The following is a 19644-nucleotide window of genomic DNA, read 5'->3' as shown; positions in this document are numbered from 1 at the left end:
ATGTCTATTTTGGTAAATAAAAATACTAAAGTAATTACTCAAGGTATTACTGGTAAGACTGGCCAATTTCATACAGAAAAGTGTCAGGAATACGCTAACGGTAAAAACTGTTTTGTTGCTGGCGTTAATCCTAAAAAAGCTGGTGAGTCTATTTTCAATATTCCAATTTATGGAACAGTAAAAGAGGCCGCCCAGCAAACTGGTGCCACCACTTCTGTAATTTATGTCCCACCTCCTGGCGCTGCTGCTGCCATTTGGGAAGCTGTTGAAGCCGATCTTGATTTTGTGATTTGTATTACTGAGGGCATTCCAGTTAAGGATATGTTGGAAGTTCGTAACAAGATGCATGCAAAAGAAGCTGCCGGCGGCAAGAAGACTTTATTGCTTGGCCCAAATTGCCCTGGAATCATTACTCCAGATGAAATCAAAATCGGCATCATGCCTGGCCATATTCATAAAAAGGGCCGTATTGGTGTAGTGAGCCGTTCAGGTACTTTGACATATGAAGCCGTTGGTCAACTGACAGCGGTTGGTTTAGGTCAGTCCACAGCGGTAGGTATTGGTGGCGATCCAATCAATGGTCTGAAGCACATTGATGTGATGCGCATGTTTAACGAAGATCCAGATACGGATGCAGTTATCATGATCGGCGAAATCGGTGGTCCAGATGAAGCTGAAGCAGCGCGCTGGTGTAAGGCCAATATGAAGAAGCCTATTGTTGGCTTTATCGCTGGTGTAACAGCGCCTCCTGGTAAACGTATGGGCCATGCCGGCGCATTGATTTCTGGCGGTGCAGATACAGCGGATGCAAAGCTTGCTGTGATGGAAGAATGTGGCTTTAAGGTAACTAGAAACCCATCAGAAATGGCTGCTTTACTTAAAGCCATGTTGTAATAGAAGATTCATGCCGATTCGTCGGCATGAGTTTTGTATCATCTTGTAGTTAAAACTAAAATATAAAAGTACGGAGACATCATGGATTTTTCAGCATTTTCAGATGCAAGCTTTTGGGCGGCATTACTTTCAATCATCGTCGCTAATATCTTGTTATCAGGTGACAACGCAGTGGTGATCGCACTGGCGTCACGCAATCTCCCGCCAGCTCAGCAAAAAAAGGCAATCTTTTGGGGTAGTGCTGCGGCTATTATTTTGCGTGTTGTCCTTACGATTACTGCAGTTGCTTTATTAACGCTGCCATATTTAAAAATCGTTGGCGGCTTGCTATTACTTTATATCGGCATTCAGTTGTTGTCCGATAGTGGCGGCGAAGAACACATGGAAGCCAAGACCAGTATTTGGGCGGCTATTCGTACGATTTTGATCGCAGACTTAGTGATGAGTTTGGATAACGTTTTAGCGGTTGCAGCAGCAGCTCAAAAAGGCCCACAAGAGACTCAACTCCTGTTGTTGATTATTGGTCTAGGTATGTCTATTCCGCTAATCATATTTGGTAGCGCCATGTTACTGAAGGTAATGGAGCGTTTTCCGATCATCATTACTTTGGGTGCGGGCCTGTTGGGCTTGTTAGCTGGCGGTATGTTGGTGGATGATCCAGCAATTAAAGACAGTATTCAGGAGGCGCTGGGCGATGCGAAGTTGGCTTTTGAAGTCATCGGTATAGTAATTGTTATTCTTGTTGGCACCTATTTTAAGAAAAAGAACGCAGCTCAAGAAGCGCATTAATTTTTTAGCATTAATCAGAAAAGCCGGCCTTCAAAGCCGGCTTTTCCTACATTTGGACATCTTGAGTCCCATGGGTATAGACTGGATGATGAGGTATTTAACCTCAGGAGCTAATCACCATGCCTATGCAAGATCAACAACAAGAATCCGGTTTTACCTTAATCGAGGTGATGGTTGTCGTAGCCATCATTGGTATTTTGGTTGCCGTTGCGGTTCCTCAGTACCAAGATTACATTGCACGTAGTCGCATAGTAGAAGGCATGAATCTATCTTCAAGTGCAAAATTGGCTGTGACAGAAGCATTTGCTAGCAGAGGTACAGTGCTGATGGATGAAGCAACTAGCGGTTCATTTACCTTTGTGCCAACGCGCAGTGTGAAGTTAATTGAGATTACACCTTCAGGCGCTATTGCCATTGACTTTCAGAATAACGTTGCGCCAGACAATAAAAATACATTACATCTTATTCCGACAAATGATCCAGATGCCAATGTTCCCAAAGCAATTGATTTATCTAAGCCAGAAGGATCGATTTGGGCTGGTGGATGGTCTTGTCGCTCCTCTGAAACGAATCTGCTACCTCAACTGTTACCTTCAGAGTGCCGTATCAGCAAATAAGAAACTCATCACTACTTCATCAGAAATAAAGCCACCTTGGGGTGGCTTTATTATTTTCATAGTGAAGCTTTGTGTATTAAGCCTTCCACTCCCCAGATTTACCACCACTCTTTTCTAGCAGGTGGACATCGCCCATCACCATGCCCCTATCAACAGCTTTGGCCATATCGTAGATTGTGAGAAGGGCAACTTGAACTGCGGTGAGGGCTTCCATTTCAACGCCAGTGGGACCGGTTGTTTCAGCTCTGACTTGGCAAGTAATGCTGCTAGTGTCTTCGTTTAGAACAAACTCCAGGCTGACGTGGGTCAGTGCCAAAGGGTGGCAAAGAGGGATCAAGTCAGAGGTCTTTTTAGATGCCTGAATACCAGCTATTCGGGCGATACCTAAAACATCTCCTTTTTTATGGGTGCCCGCTTTAATCATGTCAAAGGTCTCTGGGAGCATGGTGATCTTGCCTGTAGCAACGGCAATTCGGTGGGTATGAGGCTTATCGCCAACGTTGACCATATGGGCTTGGCCGCTGGCATCAAAATGAGTTAGTTTGTTCATGGGATAAGTTTTACCATATAGGGATGCAAGTCATAAAGACATCAATGGGTATATCGTTTTTTAGACGAATCTTGGCTACTCAGCTCATTCTGAGTTTGGCCTGGCCAAGTGCTGGATTTGTCTATGCAGCTGGACCTGCACCTTCCTCGATAACAGGGGATGTGTCGGTGCAAGGGGAGTCGGCTGCCTTGCAAAACTTGGGTAGAGCGGTCCAGTCGCCTGATGCTCGCTCCTCAAATCTGCCATCACGCAATGCACCTCTTAGCCAACCCAGTTTTGTGCTCCCGGATATGGGTGACCCAGGTGGCGATAGCTTGAGTCGCATGGATGAGAAAAAGTATGGCGAAATGATCATGCGGCAGATTCGTCCGGATCCGGATTATTCGAATGATTTACCGATCTATGACTATTTAAATCAAATGGAGCGACGCTTATTACAGGCGGCAAAACGTCTGCAATTGGGCGGTGCGAATGAGCAGGGTAGTGGCGCCTATAACTTTGAGGTATTTGCCGTTAAAGACAGCAGCATTAACGCATTTGCATTGCCAGGTGGGTTTATTGGTTTTCATACGGGATTGCTGGTAAGTGCTGAAACAGATTCAGAAGTAGCTTCTGTTATGGGTCATGAGACCGGTCACGTATTGCAACGTCATTTGGCTCGCCAGATGGATAGGCAGACTACCAATACGATGATTGCCCTCGCTGGCATATTGTTGGGTGCCTTAGCTGCCTCACGTAATCCGGGCGCTGCTTCTGGCCTCATGCAGGGTGGTCAAGCAGTAGCAATCAATAACCAACTCTCCTACTCAAGAGATGCTGAGCGCGAGGCTGATCGGATTGGCTTTCAGATTCTGGCGGCGAGTGGCTATGACGTCAATGGTGCCCCAGGTTTTTTCCAGCGCCTACAAAAAGCGACAGGCATTATGGATAGTGGTGTGCCCTCTTATGTACGCACCCATCCATTAACCACTGATCGTATTGCGGATATGCAAGATCGTGCTCGTAATATCGCGAGTAAAAATGTACCTACGGCAGTAGAGTTTTATTTCATCAAAGCACGTGCTCGCATGGAGCAGTCTGGAAGCTCTAGCCAGATGTATGACTTAAAAAATACCTTTGAGGGATTGAGTAAACAATCAGCCCCTGGCAAACAAATGGAAGGTGTTTATGGGCTTTCGCTCGTTGCACAAAAACAAGGGAAGTTAGACCAGGCTGCTGGCTATTTGCAACAAGCTCGTAATTTAGCAAATAGCGCTAGTGCACCAGGATCGCCCATTTTGCGCCAAAGCCTCTCCTTAGACATTACAGCTTCCGAGTTGGCATTGGCCAGGGGAAAAGGTGATGAGGCTTTGCAAATTGCTCAAGCTACTTTGAAAGCTTTTCCACAATCCTATGCTGCTGGAGCGGCGATGATGAATGCGTATCTGAAACTAGGTCGTACCAGTGACGCTATCAACTGGTTAAAGGCGCGCACAAGATTGCAGCCAAATGAAGTGGTTTGGTGGAGCATGCTTTCTAATGCTTATGATCAAGCTAAAAATGTGCCGATGCGTCATTACGCCCTCGGAGAAAAGTATGCGCTTGAGGGTGCATGGCCATCTGCTATCGAGCAACTCAAAATTGCCAGATCTTCTGGTGGAGCAGATTTCTATCAGGCTTCTAGTATTGATGCACGTCTTCGTGAAATGCAAAAGCAATATCAAGAAGAATTGAAGGAGCAGGGCAAAAATATGCCTAGCTAATTATTCGCTTGGTGCTTTAATGAAATTAAAGCGATGAGCTAATTCTCTAGAGTGAATAGGCTCAATGGGCAGTTGATTGCCTTTCCATTGCCAAAAGCCTCTAAAGCTGCAAGCATCTTCATTGACCTGAGATTGCTCCGAAAAGAGATCTAAATCATGATCATGCAAGAGTGCAACAGATAGAGATTCTGTTTTTGTAAATACCGCGCTATCGACTTGATCAGAGAATGTTTGTTGAAATAATCCAGTGATATAGATATTCCCTTTTTCATCACTTAGGACACCCTGTGGTTTTATTTCTGTGCCGCATTGGGTTAATAGCTCAGGACCGCTTGCACTCGGAATTATTCGAGCAATGAAGGGCGTAGCATCTAGTGTAATAAAAACCCGTTGCGGCCCATTCTGGAAAAAATATCTACCCAAAGAGTCGTGTGCGTAATTTCTGGAGATATATTCATTCAGGGTTGTATGGCGAATTACATTCCCAGCTAGTTGATTGGCTTGGGAAAATTCATCACGCATGCGCCATTGACCGCGACGATCAAGGACTAACCAGCCAAAGCAGTGCGGGACATTTGGCCACTTGATTAGTGATCGAAGAACCTGCTCATCCATGAGACACCAATCCATATGGCATTACTAGTTAATGCAGTCCATGTGGAGTGGAGGGCGCATCAAAGGTATCCTCAGTGGAGTGGCTGGCATGAAGATGTGCAATCCGCCAACCTTGACTATCTTGTAGAAGAACTAAGGTGATATTAAGAAAGAATGCTGCTTCAATTTGATCGGGTCTGATATGAACAGCCTCAGTGGTGTCGTAGACTGCAGCCCCTAAAACAGAGTGACTAATGCAGGCAATCGGCTCTAAAAAAAGAGCTTGCTTAGCTAAGAGGCGTTCTAGACCTTCCCGAATTTCTGCATGACCACTGAGTCGCTGGCCTTCTGGTAGTACGCAAGTAATCGAATCATCATCCAGCCAGATTGCCAAGGCCCCTTTGACATCACGATTCTTTAAGGCATCACGCCAAGCATCCACTACTTCATCTGCGTTATGAAAAAGTCTGGCTAGTTTTGACATGACTTACTTTCTGGTGATGTGTGGTGCTGCAAAATTAATGGAGTGTTTGAATAGCGTCTAGTACGGTGTTAGGCAAAATATCGTTTAAGCATTTTAGGTGACCTAGTGGACACTCTTTTTTATGGCATGGGCTACAAGCTAGATTTAGCCAAAGTACTTTAGCTTTATCAGACAGTGGTGGGGTGTGATGTGGATCACTTGAGCCAAAAATAGCGACCTGTGGAATTTTCAATGCAGCACCAATATGCATTAAGCCCGAGTCATTGCTGACCAGTGCCTTGCTCGCCCCAATGAGTGCAATTGCTTCGTCTAGTGAAGTCTTACCGCACCAGTTATATATTTGTAAGTCATTCCCTGCTCCAGCCTTAATGCTCTCACCCAACGCATGATCACCCTTGCCGCCTAGAAGAATCACATGAGCATCTGACTCATTGGCGATTAACTGCTGTGCGAGAGAGGCGAAGTGATCGGCAGGCCAGCGTTTTGTTGCGCCATACTCAGCACCTGGGCAAAGTATATAAATTAAATTTCCGTTAATTTCTGCGGCTCGTAACTTCGCGCCGATTGATTCTTTGGCTGTAGGTAGGATATTGAGCCTAGGATCTGAAGGCTTGCCGGCATCAATCTCTTGTGAGTGCTCCAGCACATTAGCAAGTGCAAAGTAATGATTCGCCATCGGTGGACGATTTACTTTGCTCGGATTATCTAGAGCAAGATTAATAAGCCCAAAGCGCATCTCTCCGCGATAGCCAATTCGAAAGGGAATATTAGCAAGCCAAGGAATGAGGGCAGACTTGAAACTATTGGGCAGAACGAAGCAGACCGTGTATTGGTTTAATTCAAGTTGCTTTGCTAGTTGCTTACGTAAGCCCCATTGCAATTGCTTATGCTCTAGTTGCGCTTCAATGACTTGATGTACTTCTGAGCAAGCACGATAAATCGGTGCAACCCAAGGACTTGCTAAAACATCTATCTGTGTTTGCGGGTAAATTGCTTTGAGATTCGCTAGCAGTGGCTGGGACATAACAGCATCACCAATCCAATTGGGAGCGATGATCAGAATACGATTCATATGAGGTATCCCGACACAGCACCCCTCGCTGGGGTGCTGCTAGGCTTAGTGCCCGTGAGGCTCGGTACCGGGAGTGAGTTTGTACTCAGTGCCGCAGTAAGGACACTTAGCATCACCCGTTTTAGCTACATCAAGAAATACACGTGGATGCGAATTCCAGCTAGGGGTTTTATTGGTTGGGCAATGTAAAGGCAAATCTTTATTGCCATCAACCATTACAACTTGAGCTTCACTCATGATCTGATTTCCAATCACTTCACGTAAGTTAGCCAAGACTGATATTGATCGGTTCTGCCGTAGACCGCATCAAAGTAAGTCTTCTGGATTTGCTCAGTAATCGGGCCGCGCTTACCATCACCAATGGTGCGGTCATCTAACTCACGAATAGGCGTTACTTCAGCGGCAGTACCGGTAAAGAAAGCCTCATCTGCTGAGTACACTTCATCGCGAGTAATACGCTTCTCACGCAATTCATAGCCAAGATCTTTAGCGATCTGCATGATGGAGTTACGAGTAATGCCGTCTAAACAAGAGGCTAGATCTGGGGTGTAAATAATGCCGTTATTAACAATAAAGATGTTCTCGCCAGAACCTTCCGATACATAACCTTCTGTATCTAGTAGGAGGGCTTCATCGTAGCCATTAGCTGTTACTTCTTGGTTAGCCAAAATGGAGTTGATGTAGTAACCAGAGGCCTTAGCGCGAACTAGTGAGGAGTTCACAAAGTGGCGGGTAAATGAGGATGTCTTAACGCGAATACCCTTGTTAAGACCATCTTCACCCAAATAAGCGCCCCATTCCCATGCAGCGATCGCGGTGTGAATGCTATTACCTTTGGGGGAGATACCGAGTTTTTGGGAGCCGATAAAGATAATCGGTCGGATGTAGCAAGCTTCCAGCTTATTGCTCTTTACGACCTCAATAATGCCGCTGGAGATCTGCTCGGGGGTCCAAGGCATATTCATCTGAAAAATCTTAGTTCCGTTGAATAAGCGCTTAACGTGCTCTGGAAGACGGAAAATGGCGGTACCTTGGGGGGTTTTATAGGCACGAATACCCTCAAATACACCCATTCCGTAGTGAAGACTGTGGGTTAGCACATGAACATTGGCCTCACGCCAGGGAACAAGCTTCCCATCGGACCAAATAAAGCCATCGCGGTCGGACATCGACATTTTCTCTACCTTTTAAATATTTAATAAATTGGGTGATTCAATTCAGTAAAACAGGGGTCCAAGCTCCTGAGGTGCCTTAAGACCTAAAATACGCCTAAGCCTTTATTGTAGAGCAGGCAGGACAGTCTGACAGCCCAATTCCTTTGGGGTAGGAAGCTCAGACGATTTAGAATGGAGCATTCCCTATAAACCACTCTATTTGCCTATTCTCATGCCGGAAACCCTCTTTAAAGTAAAGCGCCTTAGTGAACTAGCTGCAGCAGGTCTTCTCAAGGGAAAGCGAGTTTTGATCCGTGCCGACCTCAATGTTCCTCAGGATGAGGTAGGTAATATCACGGAAGATACCCGGATTAGAGCGTCTATGCCAGCAGTACAAATGTGCTTGGATGCGGGTGCGGCAGTCATGGTGACCTCTCACTTAGGGCGTCCAACTGAAGGTCAATTCAAACCCGAAGATAGTTTGGCTCCCGTAGCCGACAGGATTGCTACGCTCTTAAATCGTAAAGTGCCTTTAATTAGCGATTGGGTAGAGGGTAACTTTGAAGTCAATCCAGGTGAGTTGGTATTACTAGAGAACTGTCGCCTCAACGTGGGCGAGAAAAAGAATAATGATGAGTTGGCTAAGAAGATTGCTGCTTTGTGTGATGTGTATGTCAACGACGCCTTTGGTACTGCTCACCGTGCTGAAGCAACTACGAATGGCGTAGCCAAATATGCACCGATTGCTTGCGCTGGCCCATTGATGGCAGCAGAGTTGGATGCCTTGAGCCGTGCTCTAGCAAGCCCAAAGCGCCCATTGGTAGCGATTGTGGCAGGATCCAAAGTATCTTCGAAGCTCACTATTCTCAAGGCCTTAGCTGACAAAGTAGACGAGTTGATTGTGGGTGGTGGTATTGCAAATACTTTTATGTTGGCCAAAGGCTTGCCAATTGGTAAATCATTAGCAGAGCCAGATTTAGTGAATGAGGCTCGAGAAATCATGGAGATTATGGAAAAGCGCGGTGCGCATGTGCCTATCCCTGAAGATGTCGTTGTGGCAAATGAACTTTCTCCATTAGCGCGTGCAAATCGTGTCGCTGCTGATCAAGTGGCTGATGACGACATGATTTTGGATATCGGCCCCAAGACTGCAGCGCGTTTATCTACCATGCTTGCGCACGCTGGCACGATTGTATGGAATGGGCCATTGGGCGTATTTGAGATTGATCAGTTTGGTGGTGGCACTAAGATGTTGGCGGCAGCGATTGCCCATTCACCCGCATTTTCTATTGCTGGTGGTGGCGATACCTTGGCGGCGATTGCGAAGTACGGTATTGAAAATCAAGTGGATTACATCTCTACTGGCGGTGGCGCTTTCTTAGAATTCTTAGAAGGTAAAACCTTGCCAGCCTTTGCAGTATTGGCTGAACGAGCGAAAGACTAAATATGTTGAGAGCAACTAAGATCATTGCCACCTTGGGACCTGCATCAGAAAAGCCTGAAGTATTGCGAGATATGATTCGTGCAGGTGTAGATGTTGTGAGAATGAACTTTTCTCATGGCACCATTGCAGATCACAAAGCGCGTCACGATTTGGTGCGAAGTATTTCCGCAGAAGTTGGCAAAGAGGTTGGCATCATGGCCGATCTACAGGGCCCCAAAATTCGTGTGGGTAAATTTGTTGATAGCAAAATTCTCCTCAAAGAAGGCGCGCAATTTATTTTGGATGTTGCATGTGAGCTTGGTAATCAAGAGCGCGTAGGTTTGGATTACAAAGAGTTACCACAAGATGTCAAGCCGGGTGATCGACTGTTATTGAATGATGGCTTAGTTGTTCTTCGAGTCGAGAGCGTAAAAGGTGGAGAAATTTTTACCTTGGTAGAGCAAGGTGGCCCACTCTCAAATAACAAAGGTATTAACCGTGCTGGCGGTGGCTTGACTGCACCAGCACTAACGGAAAAAGATATTGCTGATTTAGATGCCGCAATTGCGATGGGCGTAGATTTTCTGGCGATCAGTTTTCCAAAAGACGGTGCAGACATGGTCTATGCCCGCAAACTGGCAGATGCGGCTAGTGCAAAGCATGGCGTTGGTAGGGTTCGTACGATTGCTAAGGTGGAGCGTGCTGAAGCTATTGAAACTGAAGCTCTAAAAAGCATTATCGCGGAGAGTGACGGCATTATGGTTGCGCGTGGGGACTTAGCGATTGAAGTTGGTAACGCAGCTGTTCCTGCTTTGCAAAAACGCATGATTAAACTCGCACTCGAGGCTGATAAGTTTACGATTACTGCCACGCAAATGATGGAGTCCATGATTAATGCTCCAGTACCTACGCGTGCTGAGGTGAGTGACGTGGCTAATGCGGTTCTGGATGGCACAGATGCAGTTATGTTGTCAGCTGAATCTGCTGCAGGTAACTACCCAGTGCAAACTATCAAGGCAATGGCTGAGATTTGTGTTGAGGCGGAAAAGTCAGACCGTGTAAAACTAGATACGGATTTCTTGGATCAGACCTTCTCACGAATTGATCAAACGATTGCCTTGGGCGCTCTATTTACAGCGCATCACCTTAATGCCAATGCGATCGCCGCCTTAACCGACTCCGGATCTACTGCAGTTTGGATGAGTCGCCACAATATCCATTTGCCTATTTTTGCTTTGACTTCAAAGATTGCTACTCAGCGCGCCTTGAGTACTTACCGCAATGTATTTCCTATTGGCTTAAATTACACCAAGCATCGTGATACCGCGTTGCAAGAAGTAGAGGATTGCTTAAAAAAGATGGGTGCAGTGAAGAAGGGTGACGTCGTTGTCCTGACATCTGGTGAGCCAATGGGCGAGCCAGGTGGTACAAATTCACTCAAGATTATTCAAGTGAAGTAATTCACTTTTGAAAACATTGAGTCATATTATTTATTACTAACATTTCAATTAAGAGACCATCATGGCTTTAGTATCTTTACGACAACTCTTGGATCACGCTGCTGAAAATGGCTACGGCCTGCCAGCGTTTAACGTCAATAATTTAGAGCAGGTAACTGCGATCATGGAGGCTGCTCATGAAGCAGATTCCCCGGTCATCATGCAAGCCTCTGCTGGTGCTCGTAAATATGCTGGTGAATCATTCTTGCGTCATTTAATCTCAGCTGCAGTCGAGGCCTACCCCCATATTCCAGTTGTGATGCATCAAGATCATGGCCAAAGTCCTGCAGTATGTATGGCTGCTATCAAGAGTGGTTTTACTAGCGTGATGATGGATGGCTCCTTAGAGGCTGATGGCAAGACTGTTGCTAGCTATGAATACAACGTTGATGTCTCTAGAGAGGTTGTCAAGTTCTCCCACTCTATTGGAGTTACTGTTGAGGCTGAGCTAGGTGTTCTTGGCTCACTAGAGACTATGCAAGGTGATAAAGAGGATGGTCACGGCGCAGATGGCAAGATGACGCGCGAGCAACTATTAACTGACGTTGAGCAAGCTGCTGACTTTGTAAAAGCTACCCAATGTGATGCCCTGGCGATTGCGATTGGCACTAGTCATGGTGCTTATAAATTTACCAAGAAGCCAACAGGTGACATCTTAGCGATTGAGCGTATTAAGGAAATTCATACCCGCATTCCAAATACACATTTAGTGATGCATGGTTCATCTAGTGTTCCACAAGAGTTGCTCGCTGAGATTCGTGAGTTTGGTGGTGACATGAAGGAAACTTATGGCGTGCCTGTTGAAGAAATTCAAGAGGGCATTAAGAATGGTGTTCGTAAAATTAATATCGACACTGATATTCGTTTGGCGATGACTGGCGCTATTCGCCGTTATCTGTTCGAGAATCCAAGTAAGTTTGATCCACGTGATTACCTCAAGCCTGCACGTGAAGCGGCCAAGAAGGTTTGCATTGCCCGCTTCAATGCTTTTGGCTGTTCAGGTCAGGCATCCAAAATTAAACCAATTCCTTTGGAAAAAATGGCTGAGCTATACAAGAGTGGCAAATTAGCCCAGATCGTGAAGTGAGTTAAATATGCCCGCTTTGTACGCTACTTCCATTAAGTCACTCCCTTTACTCTCTAAAGGAAAGGTGCGTGATGTATATGCACTAGGTGATGACAAGTTGCTCATGGTCACCACAGATCGCCTATCTGCCTTTGACGTAGTGATGGGTCAACCGATTCCTGAAAAGGGAATTGTGCTCAATCAAATGGCTAATTTTTGGTTTGAGAAGTTGGCTAAGGTGATTCCGAATCACTTGACGGGTATTGATCCTGAAAGCGTAGTGCCAGTCGATGAGCTTGATCAGGTCAAAGGTCGTGCAGTAGTAGCTAAACGCCTCAAGCCAATCTTGGTTGAAGCGGTAGTGCGAGGCTACCTAGCTGGTAGTGGTTGGAAGGATTACAAAGAAACTGGCAAGGTGTGCGGTATTGCATTGCCAGCAGGCCTTGAAAATGCGCAGAAGTTGCCTGAGCCTATCTTTACTCCTGCTGCTAAAGCGGAAATGGGTGAGCATGATGAAAATATCTCTTTTGACAAAGTGATTGAGATGATTGGTGAGAAATTGGCCAATCAAATTCGTGAGGTTAGTATTCGTTTGTACAAAGAAGCCTCTGAATATGCCGCTACTCGTGGAATCATCATTGCTGATACTAAGTTTGAATTTGGCTTAGATGACGCTGGTCAGTTGGTATTAATGGATGAAATCCTCACCGCCGACTCTTCTCGCTTTTGGCCTGCAGAAACCTACTATGTGGGTGCAAATCCCCCTTCCTATGACAAGCAATTTGTCCGGGACTGGCTCGAAACAGCAATAGTTGATGGCAAGCCTTGGCCAAAAACAGCTCCGGCACCTGCTTTGCCGGTAGATGTGATTGATAAAACAGCGGAAAAGTACCGCGAAGCCCTCGCTCGCTTAACTAAGGCCTAATTTTATAAAGCCTTCAAAAGGCTGGGATAATAAGGCCTTGGATAGATTAACGATGTAGATCAGGGCATTTGGAGAGGTCAATGAGCAAAAAGCCAGTAGTCGGAATAGTAATGGGATCCAATTCAGATTGGGACACCATGCAGCATGCTGCTCAAATGCTAGAGCAGTTTGGCATTGCTCACGAGGCTAAAGTCGTTTCTGCCCATCGCATGCCAGACGATATGTTTACCTATGCAGAAAATGCCTCCAAAAATGGCCTTAAGGCGATTATTGCTGGCGCTGGTGGTGCGGCGCATTTGCCGGGCATGTTGGCATCAAAAACAATTATTCCGATTTATGGCGTTCCAGTCGCTAGCAAATACTTACGTGGCGAAGACTCTCTGTATTCCATTGTGCAAATGCCTAAAGGAATCCCGGTAGCAACGTTTGCGATTGGTGAGGCTGGGGCTGCAAATGCAGCCTTACATGTCATTGCCAATCTGGCAGTGAACGATCCTGCTTTGGCAAAACAGCTGGAAGAGTTTCGTGCAAAGCAGTCTGCTACCGCGCGCTCCATGAATTTGCCGGGATATTAATCAGATGGTAGATCGTTTGGAGCCCATCTTGCCGGGCTCGTATTTAGGAATATTGGGTGGCGGTCAATTAGGGCGGATGTTTACTCAAGCTGCTCAAGCGATGGGCTACAAGGTCTGCGTTCTGGATCCTGGATCAGATAGTCCAGCTGGCTCGATTGCAGAAAAATTTATTCAAGCCGATTACACCGACTCTGCAGCGCTAAAAGAGATGGCAACATTATGTAAATCCGTTAGTACGGAATTTGAGAATGTTCCTGCACAAGCTTTAGACGAACTCGAATCTTTAGGCGTCTTTGTAGCGCCTCGCAGTAGTTGCGTATCTTTGGCACAAAACCGCGTGGCTGAAAAAAAATTCTTGGCTACTTGGAAAGCGGAAACCAGTATTGGGCCTGCACCTTACTCTGTCATTGAGCATGATGCAGATATTGCTCATGTTCCTGCAGATCTATTTCCTGGCATTCTGAAAACGGCTCGCATGGGTTATGACGGCAAAGGTCAAATTACAGTTTATGACTCTGCCAATCTAGTTGCTGCTTGGACCCAATTGAGTAAGGTGCCTTGTGTTCTTGAAAAGCGGATGGATTTAGATTTCGAAGTTTCTGCTTTAGTAGTGCGCGGATATGATGATGCGGTAGTGGCATACCCTGTTTCTCAAAATATCCATCGCGATGGTATTTTGCATACTTCTACCGTGCCAGCCCCATCACTGAAGCCTGCTCAAGAGAAAAAAATTATTGAGGCTGCTAAAGCGCTGATCCGTAAGATTGATTACGTGGGCGTGTTATGTGTGGAGTTTTTCGTGCTCAAGAGCGGTGACATCGTTGCCAATGAAATTGCTCCGCGTCCGCATAACTCAGGCCACTACACCATGGATGCCTGCATTAGTAGTCAGTTTGAACAGCAGGTCAGAAGTATGGCTCGCTTACCTTTAGGCGACACCCGCTTGCTAGCGCCAGTCTCCATGCTCAATCTCTTGGGAGATCTTTGGTACGAAGGCAGCGAGGATAAGGCAAGAGAGCCTGCTTGGGATAAGGTGCTTTCTCATCCAGATGCGAAGCTACACCTATACGGTAAATCTGACCCACGTATGGGTCGAAAGATGGGCCATATCAATTGTTTAGGTGAATCAATTAACCAGGCTCGCCAAAATTGCGCAGCTGTCGCAGTTGAATTAGGGATCGAGCCTTAGTAATGTCCAGTGACAGTAGCGCACTGCATTCATCTGCAGTCATTAACGAAGCGGTACAAACTTTGCGAGATGGCGGCTTAGTAGCCTTTCCGACTGAGACGGTTTATGGCTTGGGAGCGGATGCAAAGAATCCTGATGCAATTAAACAAATTTTTACGGCCAAGGGTAGACCCTCTAATCACCCACTAATTGTTCACTTAGCAGCACCTGATCAGTTTGATCAGGCTCAAGTAGATTGGGTGCCAGTACTTGCGCCGTGGGTAAGAGATTTGTCGGAATCTGCGTTAAAACTCATCAATGCTTTTTGGCCGGGTCCACTGACCCTAGTCTTTAAAAAAGACAAAAGCGTTTTAAACGAACTTACTGGCGGTCAGGATACGGTAGCAATTCGAGTACCTGCCCATCCAATTGCGCAGGAGTTAATCCGTAAATTTAAGGGTGGGGTTGTTGCACCATCGGCGAACCGTTTTGGAAAAGTCTCACCAACCAGTGCTGCTGATGTCCGAAGTGAGTTTGAAGGCATATTGGATCTTATGATTTTGGATGGTGGTGATTGCGAAGTCGGCATTGAATCAACCATCATTGATTTATCTTCAGGCGATCATCCAGTCTTATTGCGTCCAGGCCTCATCACTCCCAAAGAAATTCTTTTAAAGACGGGCATCAAAGTCTATTTACCTGGAGAGCTCAGTCCAACGCAGTCAGAAGATGTCCTGCCAAGAGTCTCTGGTAATCTACGTGCGCATTATGCCCCGACAACCCCATTAAGAATGTATCCACCAGGTAGAGTCTTGGACGCTCTGAGTGAGTTCCCAGATATCAAGTCACGGGTAGCGGTTGCAGTTTGGGATTCAGATTCTTCACTAGGTGAGGATGGACATCCATCAGCGCATTTTGAAGAGCTTATTGTGCCCAGTGATAGTGTTGCATTTGCAAGCCGCCTATACCGATCCCTGCGAGATCTAGATCAACAGGGTTGGGATTTGATTTTGTTTCCTGAACCCCCAGCAGGCGAAGAGTGGGATGGGGTTCGGGACCGACTTCAGCGTGCCTGTTTTGGGTCTGGCCCATCATTTAGTAGCCACGCCAATAATTGATCATGCGCCTCTAAGCCTCTCAAAGCATTGGGATGGTTTATGAAGGAGGTCACCGCATACATCCTTCCAGATTTACTCATCACATAGCCTGAGATTGCCCTTACATCCACAAGTGCCCCTGTTTTGATTCGAGCCTCAGGTTTTTTCTTCAAATGCAAAAATTTCCGTAAATGTGTCATGAGGCGATTTTTCATCGTGCCATCTGTTCCTGCAATTGGAAGGCTGTTATAAAACGCATCCGTAACGGATAAATTACGAGCCGTAACTAATAATTGCGTCATATGTTCAGCAGAGATCGCTTCATTGCGGGATAGACCAGAGCCATTCTCAATGACGAGTTCTGGAAACTGAAGTCCTAAACCCTTTAGCCAGCTCTGAATTACGAGCTCACCATTTTTAGTGCTTGCAGGCTTACCCATCTTCTCTAGAGCCAAGGTCAGCATCAATTGTCTAGCCATGACATTATTCGAAAACTTGTTAATGTCTTGTACGTCATCAGCCAGGGGGATGCCCTCAAACTGGAGTAATAGTCGGGCTGCTAGAGGGACCGTAGCAGATTGTCCGGTGGGTGCTTGAATCCAAGATCCACCAGCTAACTCCCAAGCTGCGGCGAAGCCTTGAGTGAAAAAGGTATTCGCATCCAAAACAACGACGTTATAGCTCACCCCCTTGCAGCCTTTTGGAAAGTTACCAGAAAATTGAGCGGTCAGAGGTTGGTTAGTGTTTGCTCCATCGCTCTCCGGATCTAAGTTAAAGCGAATGTTACCTTTCCTGCTATCGCAGGATTGATCAACCAATTGCATCTGATTGATCACTTTGAGTTGTGATAGTGGAGGTGTGTAGCTTATGTCAATAAAGTCTGCAGTACGCGATTTACCTAATTGAAATGAGAGGGTTCTAAAAGCATATAGGAGAGGATCTGGCGGCACGTTATAGGCGCGCAAGGATTCCCCATCAATTGTGTTGTGCTCCATGGCATTAGGGGCATAGGCGCTTCTATCAAAAAATAAATTACCATCAATTTTTTGAATCCCCAGATTTTGCAAGGCCTTCATCATTTTGGCCATTTCTTCGGGAACTAGCTTTGGATCTCCGGTGCCTTGCAAATATAGATTCCCTTTAAGGGTGCCCTGACGAATAAGCCCATCGGTATAGATATTTGTACGCCAACGATATTGCGGTCCTAGTACATCTAGACCAGTGAGTGTAGTGAGCAGTTTCATGGTTGACGCAGGATTCATTGCCTGCTTAGAACGCCAGTCCACCTTTGTTTTTGCTGTTATTTTCCCTGGCTGGCCTGGCTCTATTTCCATCACTGAAATGCTGATAGATTCTTTTGGAATCTGGCTCTTTTCAAGGCTGGCAGCTACGGCCTTAGGGATATACTGAAGAGCAGTATTTTGAGCAATTATGTCAGCGGAGTGGGCTTGACAAGTAATCAGACTAGCCCATAAAAAGGCTAATAGACGGATGGCAGAGGGCGAATAGGGTTTGGTGCGCATTACCCATAGGATAAACCTTGGCGCTCACCAGCCCGTGGCTATCGATATTTTTTCTTATAGGCCTCAATAGTTTGGTTTTGCTCTTCTAGAAGGACGGTGAATCTCTCAATGCGCTCGGTAAGCGATCCATTCACTTCAAGTGATTCGCAGGCACGGGTAAATTCAGTAGCTTGAAGTAGTTGTGCCCCACCTTTGACTTTATGAACTAGACTTTGAAAATGGACTTCATCAATGCGGATTTGCTTGCCGTCTGATTGCAATTGATTCAGAGCGTCTAAGTGAACCTTCTCAATTTCCTCTAGGATCACTATGATCTGATGGGAATCATTTTTGATGAGATTAGAGAAGGCATCAAACGAATAGGGCTCACCAGAGGAGGCTAACTCTTGGCTGGCGTCAAAATAGCGCATAAGTTCATTCTCGAGGGCGCCTAAACTCAAAGGCTTGATGAGTACGCCATTCATACCGGATGATAAAAATTGATGGCGAGAGTCTAGGGCATAAATATCTGCAGTGACGCCAATAATAATCAAATCACGATTACCTAGAGATCGGATTTGTTTGGCTAACTCAGAGCCCTGCATTCCGGGCATCGATTGATCTGTGAGCATCAGATCAAAATGACGCTCCTTCATTAATTCGAGTGCCGCAACTGCATTCTCACAAACGCAAGCGCTGATACCAAGCGCTTCTAATTGCAGCGACAAAATTTGCCGACTAGCTGGGTGATCTTCAACTACTAAAGCATTTATATGAGAATTTCTTCTGCCCGGCTTTTTTGAGATGAAGTTCTTAGATAATGGCCCGAGAGAATCAAAGCCTGGAGCCTGTGCGGCAGCAACACTGGTTCTAGGAAAGGCTGCTGAAAAGTGGACATTACTTCCAAAGCCTGGGGCGCTCTCAAAATAAAGATGACTGTTCATGGAAGTCACCAAATGATTAGTGATGGTGAGCCCAAGGCCCGTCCCCCTCTTTTGCTCTGATAGACAGGACTCTTGTGTGGCTGGTAATTGTTCAAAAGCTTGTAGAGCCAATTTGATTTGATCATTTCCCATTCCTATTCCAGTATCAATCACCCTGAACTCAAGTAATTGGCCGGCATGATCATCAGCGAGGACGCTAATAGAAAAGTACACCTCACCTTCGGCGGTGAACTTAATCGCATTGCTCAGTAAATTCTGCAGAACTTGTCTCAGACGTAAAGAATCAATCATGAGCACTTCAGCGATTCTGGGATCAATCGAGGTATGGAGTAGCAAATTCTGTTTCTTAGCTACTGTAGAAAATGCCGCATGAATATCCATAATCAATTGATATGGATTACAAGGCTCTAGGTTGAGAGTAAGTTTGCCAGCCTCAATCTTGGAAATATCTAACACTTGATTGAGCATGCCTAAAAGAGATTCGGCAGAAGCTTGAGCACTCTTTAATAACGGCTTATCTTTCTTGGGAAATTGTGCGCTACCAAGCAGTAGTTCTTGAACGCCTAAGATGGCATTCATTGGTGTCCGAATTTCATGGCTCATAGTTGCTAAAAATGCAGACTTCGCAGCATTTGCTTTTTCAGCCAGCTCTTTTGAATGTAGTAATTCCAGAGCAGTTTTCTTTTGATAGAAATATTTTCTTTGGAGTTGATAAAACATCACTAAACCAATTATTAGGATGAGAGCGGTGCTCAGCCAGGGTAGTACATTTGACTTTGGTTTGTGTTCATCCCCTAATGCAAAAAGTTGGCGTGATGCCATGGGATCTAAGTCATTTAGAAAGTGGCTTAGTACATCATGAAGAGGGGCATTATGGTCTGAGATAAGCCAGCGATAGGCAAATGGATCGCGACTATATAAACCATCAATTTTTAGATCTGTATTTTGGGTTTCGCGAATCAGTTGCTGTGCCAAGCGAATGGGTAGGACTAGCGCCTCGATATCATTTTTAATGAGGGATTGAATTAAGCTGGTGGGGGATTGCCCTTGTTTGGTCTCACTGTGGATATCAGCGCCGGACGGCGAATTTTCAAGGCCTCGATCAAAGTAGCCAATCTTGGTATAAGTTGAATCCAATCTGTTTGAGGCCTTAGTAAGGACGGCATCATGACCCCAAAAGATGGCTTCAGATAGAGATCCAAATTGCAACACGTGATCGTCAATGCTTGGCGGATCGATGATGAAATCCACTTCACCTTTTCTGAGTTGCTTTAAGCCTTCAGGGTCTGATGTTCTCCATATCGGCACATATTGCTGTCGTGTGCACTCTTCCATTTTTGACAGAAGCGCCATAAAGGGTGCTGCACCATATTGTTGGTTGGATGGGTTGAGATAGGATGCATATTTTTCGTGAATACTAAATCGCACCACTGGATGGGCATCGATCCATGATTGCTCTGAAGTGCTAAATGATCCGGCATGCGCCAAACTTGTATAGATACAGCAGAGTGTGAATACTTTTTTCAATATGAATCGATGCATGTGCTGC

The 19644-nt window shown here is 45.8% G+C and carries 19 protein-coding genes; 11 read left to right on the top strand and 8 right to left on the bottom strand.

Annotated elements, in window-relative coordinates:
* The 3 genes from sucD to ICV89_RS09545 all read left to right on the top strand — a co-directional run bounded on the left by sucD (window position 1) and on the right by ICV89_RS09545 (window position 2300).
* Entirely contained in the window at window positions 1-894 is an 894-nt protein-coding gene (gene sucD / locus ICV89_RS09555; RefSeq protein WP_215308421.1) for a succinate--CoA ligase subunit alpha, read from the top strand.
* 81 nt (window positions 895-975) lie between these two features.
* On the top strand, window positions 976-1683 hold the full coding sequence (locus tag ICV89_RS09550; protein WP_215308420.1) for a TerC family protein: 708 nt from the start codon (window positions 976-978) through the stop codon (window positions 1681-1683).
* Between the two features lie 119 nt (window positions 1684-1802).
* The gene (locus ICV89_RS09545; RefSeq protein WP_215308419.1) at window positions 1803-2300 is read left to right on the top strand and encodes a pilin; all 498 of its coding nucleotides are present in this window, start codon (window positions 1803-1805) and stop codon (window positions 2298-2300) included.
* A gap of 76 nt (window positions 2301-2376) precedes the next feature.
* Here ICV89_RS09545 and moaC read toward each other — a convergent pair whose 3' ends face one another.
* Window positions 2377-2850: a cyclic pyranopterin monophosphate synthase MoaC gene (gene moaC / locus ICV89_RS09540; RefSeq protein ID WP_215308418.1), complete on the bottom strand. Its 474-nt coding sequence runs from the start codon at window positions 2848-2850 to the stop codon at window positions 2377-2379.
* Window positions 2851-2894: 44 nt separating this feature from the next.
* On the opposite strand from moaC, the gene ICV89_RS09535 reads away from it, so the two are divergent.
* Window positions 2895-4592 (top strand): M48 family metalloprotease, encoded by a 1698-nt coding sequence (locus ICV89_RS09535; RefSeq protein ID WP_251370833.1) that lies wholly within the window; start codon window positions 2895-2897, stop codon window positions 4590-4592.
* Here ICV89_RS09535 and ICV89_RS09530 read toward each other — a convergent pair whose 3' ends face one another.
* The 5 genes from ICV89_RS09530 to ICV89_RS09510 are packed head-to-tail and all read right to left on the bottom strand — an operon-like array spanning window position 4593 to window position 7917.
* On the bottom strand, window positions 4593-5222 hold the full coding sequence (locus ICV89_RS09530) for a DUF2946 family protein (protein WP_251370832.1): 630 nt from the start codon (window positions 5220-5222) through the stop codon (window positions 4593-4595). It lies immediately after the preceding gene.
* 13 nt (window positions 5223-5235) lie between these two features.
* The gene (locus ICV89_RS09525) at window positions 5236-5670 is read right to left on the bottom strand and encodes a nuclear transport factor 2 family protein (protein ID WP_215308416.1); all 435 of its coding nucleotides are present in this window, start codon (window positions 5668-5670) and stop codon (window positions 5236-5238) included.
* 34 nt (window positions 5671-5704) lie between these two features.
* On the bottom strand, window positions 5705-6742 hold the full coding sequence (gene waaF / locus ICV89_RS09520) for a lipopolysaccharide heptosyltransferase II (protein WP_215308415.1): 1038 nt from the start codon (window positions 6740-6742) through the stop codon (window positions 5705-5707).
* 45 nt (window positions 6743-6787) lie between these two features.
* A complete protein-coding gene (locus ICV89_RS09515) occupies window positions 6788-6979 on the bottom strand; it encodes a zinc-finger domain-containing protein (protein ID WP_082091923.1) in 192 nt (63 codons plus the stop codon).
* Window positions 6980-6993: 14 nt separating this feature from the next.
* Window positions 6994-7917, bottom strand: a complete 924-nt coding sequence (locus ICV89_RS09510; protein WP_215308414.1) for a branched-chain amino acid transaminase — start codon at window positions 7915-7917, stop codon at window positions 6994-6996.
* Between the two features lie 211 nt (window positions 7918-8128).
* Here ICV89_RS09510 and ICV89_RS09505 point away from each other — a divergent pair, with 211 nt between their 5' ends.
* The 7 genes from ICV89_RS09505 to ICV89_RS09475 all read left to right on the top strand — a co-directional run bounded on the left by ICV89_RS09505 (window position 8129) and on the right by ICV89_RS09475 (window position 15670).
* Window positions 8129-9340 carry a phosphoglycerate kinase gene (locus ICV89_RS09505; RefSeq protein WP_215308413.1) on the top strand — a complete coding sequence of 404 codons (1212 nt, stop codon included), beginning with the start codon at window positions 8129-8131 and terminating at the stop codon, window positions 9338-9340.
* Window positions 9341-9342: 2 nt separating this feature from the next.
* Window positions 9343-10779, top strand: coding sequence for a pyruvate kinase (gene pyk, locus ICV89_RS09500; RefSeq protein ID WP_215308412.1), 1437 nt, complete (start codon window positions 9343-9345; stop codon window positions 10777-10779).
* A 61-nt stretch (window positions 10780-10840) separates the two neighbouring features.
* The gene (gene fba / locus ICV89_RS09495) at window positions 10841-11905 is read left to right on the top strand and encodes a class II fructose-bisphosphate aldolase (protein WP_215308411.1); all 1065 of its coding nucleotides are present in this window, start codon (window positions 10841-10843) and stop codon (window positions 11903-11905) included.
* Between the two features lie 7 nt (window positions 11906-11912).
* Window positions 11913-12809 (top strand): phosphoribosylaminoimidazolesuccinocarboxamide synthase, encoded by an 897-nt coding sequence (locus ICV89_RS09490; RefSeq protein ID WP_215308410.1) that lies wholly within the window; start codon window positions 11913-11915, stop codon window positions 12807-12809.
* An 80-nt stretch (window positions 12810-12889) separates the two neighbouring features.
* A complete protein-coding gene (gene purE, locus ICV89_RS09485) occupies window positions 12890-13384 on the top strand; it encodes a 5-(carboxyamino)imidazole ribonucleotide mutase (protein WP_215308409.1) in 495 nt (164 codons plus the stop codon).
* Between the two features lie 4 nt (window positions 13385-13388).
* On the top strand, window positions 13389-14573 hold the full coding sequence (locus ICV89_RS09480) for a 5-(carboxyamino)imidazole ribonucleotide synthase (protein ID WP_215308408.1): 1185 nt from the start codon (window positions 13389-13391) through the stop codon (window positions 14571-14573).
* Between the two features lie 2 nt (window positions 14574-14575).
* On the top strand, window positions 14576-15670 hold the full coding sequence (locus ICV89_RS09475) for an L-threonylcarbamoyladenylate synthase (protein ID WP_215308407.1): 1095 nt from the start codon (window positions 14576-14578) through the stop codon (window positions 15668-15670).
* Here ICV89_RS09475 and dacB read toward each other — a convergent pair.
* Complete coding sequence (dacB, locus tag ICV89_RS09470) at window positions 15616-17172, bottom strand: D-alanyl-D-alanine carboxypeptidase/D-alanyl-D-alanine-endopeptidase (protein ID WP_215308406.1); 1557 nt, start codon at window positions 17170-17172, stop codon at window positions 15616-15618. The genes ICV89_RS09475 and dacB overlap by 55 nt on opposite strands.
* Before the next feature lie 38 nt (window positions 17173-17210).
* Window positions 17211-19637 carry a response regulator gene (locus ICV89_RS09465; RefSeq protein ID WP_215308405.1) on the bottom strand — a complete coding sequence of 809 codons (2427 nt, stop codon included), beginning with the start codon at window positions 19635-19637 and terminating at the stop codon, window positions 17211-17213.
* Window positions 19638-19644: the final 7 nt, after the last annotated feature.

It is taken from the genome of Polynucleobacter sp. Adler-ghost (assembly GCF_018688495.1).
GTDB lineage: Bacteria > Pseudomonadota > Gammaproteobacteria > Burkholderiales > Burkholderiaceae > Polynucleobacter.
The sequence above is the reverse complement of the archived record's forward strand: the minus strand, read 5'-3'. Positions and strand labels throughout refer to the sequence as shown.

Excerpts from the sequence above, each read along its gene's own strand:
- ICV89_RS09545 (WP_215308419.1), top strand. The coding sequence starts at position 1,803 with ATGCCTATGCAAGATCAACAACAAGAATCCGGTTTTACCTTAATCGAG.
- ICV89_RS09535 (WP_251370833.1), top strand. The coding sequence starts at position 2,895 with ATGGGTATATCGTTTTTTAGACGAATCTTGGCTACTCAGCTCATTCTG.
- ICV89_RS09530 (WP_251370832.1), bottom strand. The coding sequence starts at position 5,222 with ATGGATTGGTGTCTCATGGATGAGCAGGTTCTTCGATCACTAATCAAG.
- waaF (WP_215308415.1), bottom strand. The coding sequence starts at position 6,742 with ATGAATCGTATTCTGATCATCGCTCCCAATTGGATTGGTGATGCTGTT.
- purE (WP_215308409.1), top strand. The coding sequence starts at position 12,890 with ATGAGCAAAAAGCCAGTAGTCGGAATAGTAATGGGATCCAATTCAGAT.
- moaC (WP_215308418.1), bottom strand. The coding sequence starts at position 2,850 with ATGAACAAACTAACTCATTTTGATGCCAGCGGCCAAGCCCATATGGTC.
- ICV89_RS09525 (WP_215308416.1), bottom strand. The coding sequence starts at position 5,670 with ATGTCAAAACTAGCCAGACTTTTTCATAACGCAGATGAAGTAGTGGAT.
- ICV89_RS09490 (WP_215308410.1), top strand. The coding sequence starts at position 11,913 with ATGCCCGCTTTGTACGCTACTTCCATTAAGTCACTCCCTTTACTCTCT.
- dacB (WP_215308406.1), bottom strand. The coding sequence starts at position 17,172 with ATGCGCACCAAACCCTATTCGCCCTCTGCCATCCGTCTATTAGCCTTT.
- ICV89_RS09550 (WP_215308420.1), top strand. The coding sequence starts at position 976 with ATGGATTTTTCAGCATTTTCAGATGCAAGCTTTTGGGCGGCATTACTT.
- ICV89_RS09505 (WP_215308413.1), top strand. The coding sequence starts at position 8,129 with ATGCCGGAAACCCTCTTTAAAGTAAAGCGCCTTAGTGAACTAGCTGCA.
- ICV89_RS09510 (WP_215308414.1), bottom strand. The coding sequence starts at position 7,917 with ATGTCGATGTCCGACCGCGATGGCTTTATTTGGTCCGATGGGAAGCTT.
- sucD (WP_215308421.1), top strand. The coding sequence starts at position 1 with ATGTCTATTTTGGTAAATAAAAATACTAAAGTAATTACTCAAGGTATT.
- fba (WP_215308411.1), top strand. The coding sequence starts at position 10,841 with ATGGCTTTAGTATCTTTACGACAACTCTTGGATCACGCTGCTGAAAAT.
- ICV89_RS09465 (WP_215308405.1), bottom strand. The coding sequence starts at position 19,637 with ATGCATCGATTCATATTGAAAAAAGTATTCACACTCTGCTGTATCTAT.
- pyk (WP_215308412.1), top strand. The coding sequence starts at position 9,343 with ATGTTGAGAGCAACTAAGATCATTGCCACCTTGGGACCTGCATCAGAA.
- ICV89_RS09480 (WP_215308408.1), top strand. The coding sequence starts at position 13,389 with ATGGTAGATCGTTTGGAGCCCATCTTGCCGGGCTCGTATTTAGGAATA.
- ICV89_RS09475 (WP_215308407.1), top strand. The coding sequence starts at position 14,576 with ATGTCCAGTGACAGTAGCGCACTGCATTCATCTGCAGTCATTAACGAA.
- ICV89_RS09515 (WP_082091923.1), bottom strand. The coding sequence starts at position 6,979 with ATGAGTGAAGCTCAAGTTGTAATGGTTGATGGCAATAAAGATTTGCCT.